We start from the raw sequence: 2,017 nt of genomic DNA, 5'->3' as shown, positions 1-2,017 counted from the left end.
GTGGCTGCTCACCGTCACCGTCACCTACGACACGGGCAACGCACCGTCCTTCACCGGTCAGATATCCCAGGCCGCGCAGATCTGGAACGGCGCGGCTGCCTGCGAACGCAGGCCCGGCAGCCTGGTCGCCGCGTCCTCGGCACGGCGCGCGAGACGCGGATAGGCGGGCCCGAGGAGGGCGACCACCGCGGCCCGGTCCCCGGCCGGGTCGGGGGCGGGCGCCCGCGTCCCGCCGACGTGCGACGGCACGGGGACGGTCGGGGCCGGGACGGACGGACCCTCCGCCGGGTCCGACGCCGGCCCACCGGCCTCCGAGCCGGCAGGGGACTCGCCGGCGGGCTGCGGGACGCCATCCGCGTCCGGCACAACGGCTGCCGGGCTCGGGCTCACGGCAGGCCAACCGCCCCCACCACCGGCGACCCCACCGCCATCCGCGTCCGGCACGACCGCTGCCAGGCTCGGGTTCACGGAAGGCCAACCGGCGGCCCGGCCACCGTCCGCGTCCGGCACGGTTGCTGCCGGGCTCGGGCTCGGCCAGTCCCCCGCTCGGGCCGACGGCACCGCGCGGGCCGGCCCGTCCGCGCCCTCGGAGGCCCCATCGCCTTCCGGCACCGCGCCCGTGCCCAGGGCGGAGCCGGCTCCTGCGCCCGGCAATGAATCGTCCGACCAACCCGCCGACGGCTCGCCGGGCACCGGCCCGCGGGTCGGCTCGTCCGCAGCCCCAGGGATCCCGTCAACGTCCGACGCCACCGCCGCGCTCACGGCAGAACCCGATGCCGCGTCACCCGGCGGCGAGTCCTCCGGCCTGCTCGACGACCGCCCTCCGCGCACCGGTTGGCGGGCCGACCCATCCACACCCCCAACCGGCGCCACCGATACGTCGCCCGGCAACGATCCGTCCGGCTCGTGGGCGGACCCATCCGGACTCCGGGTCGTACGGTCCGCCGGTACCGCCGCTGTCGACCCGCGGGGCGCTTCGTCGTCCGCCGCCTGCACGAGCGGTCGGCCGTCCGGGAAGGCGGGAGCCGGCCCAGCAGTCCCGTACGTGGCCGGTGGCGTCGTGCGATCCGCCGGGCCGCCGACGGCGGACACAGGCGTCGGCGCGGCCACCGCCTCGGGAACGGCGGGCGAATCCTCGCCGGCCGGGGCTGCCGGCTCCACGCGCGCCGGGGAGGCCTCGGCCATGCCCCGGTCCAGTGTGTTCGGCGGAACGGGTACCGAGAAGTCGGTCCCGTCGACTTCTGCCGCCACTGCGGCCACGTCACCGTCCGATACCGGAACCGTCGCATCCCCGCCCCGAGCGGCGACGAGGACCGATGCCGCCGACGCGGGAGGCGTGGATCCCCCAGCCTCAACCACATCGGGTGGCACCGAGGAGACAGGCGACGACGTACCGGACGCCCCGGCCGCTCCGCCCCTATCGGACATCGACGCACCACCACCGGCAGCAAACGGCCCGCTCGGCACCGGATTCACGCACACCGTCGAAGCCGACGGCACGGCCTCGGGCGACGGACTACCCGGCCCCGGCACACCAGCGAGCCCGGGCACCACAGCTGGGTCCACCGGCAGCGCACCGCCGGCCGACGGAACGCCAGGCGCCGACACTCCCCAGGCCAAAGGCCCCGGCACGTCGGCCAACCCGGGGGCCGCGACGGGCGGCGGCGGCACGGCCTCGGCCGACGAACGGACCGGCCCCGGCACTCCGAGCGCCGCCCCATCCGGTGCCGCGACGGACGCCCGCTCGGCCTCCGCCGCCGGGCCCCGCCCCGGCCCCGGGCCGCGGCTCGCCTCGCTCGCCGTCTCCGGGGCGGGCCACAGGGGGTCCGTGCCCAGCCAGTCCATCCCGTGGAGGCGGGCGCAGAAGCGGCCCACCGTCTGGGACTCGGCGTCCATCGTGCCCGCCACCACCAGGCCGAGGCGGGGTGCCGACGGCAGGGCGGCGAGGGCGTCGCCGAGGCGGGCCCAGGTGTCCTCGGTGACCGGGCGGCCCGGGGTGCCGACGACGAGGACGGGC

Annotated in this window: 1 protein-coding gene; it reads left to right on the top strand. The window is 77.9% G+C overall.

What is annotated here, in order from left to right; all coding sequences use genetic code 11:
- Positions 1-4 precede the first annotated feature (4 nt).
- Positions 5-163, top strand: a complete 159-nt coding sequence (locus AB0O00_RS37195; RefSeq protein ID WP_363659118.1) for a snapalysin family zinc-dependent metalloprotease — start codon at positions 5-7, stop codon at positions 161-163.
- Positions 164-2,017: the final 1,854 nt, after the last annotated feature.

The sequence above is a fragment of the Kitasatospora sp. NPDC093558 genome, from assembly GCF_040683475.1.
GTDB lineage: Bacteria > Actinomycetota > Actinomycetes > Streptomycetales > Streptomycetaceae > Kitasatospora.
Note: the sequence above shows the minus strand (reverse complement) of the source record. Positions and strands in the feature narration are given on the sequence as shown.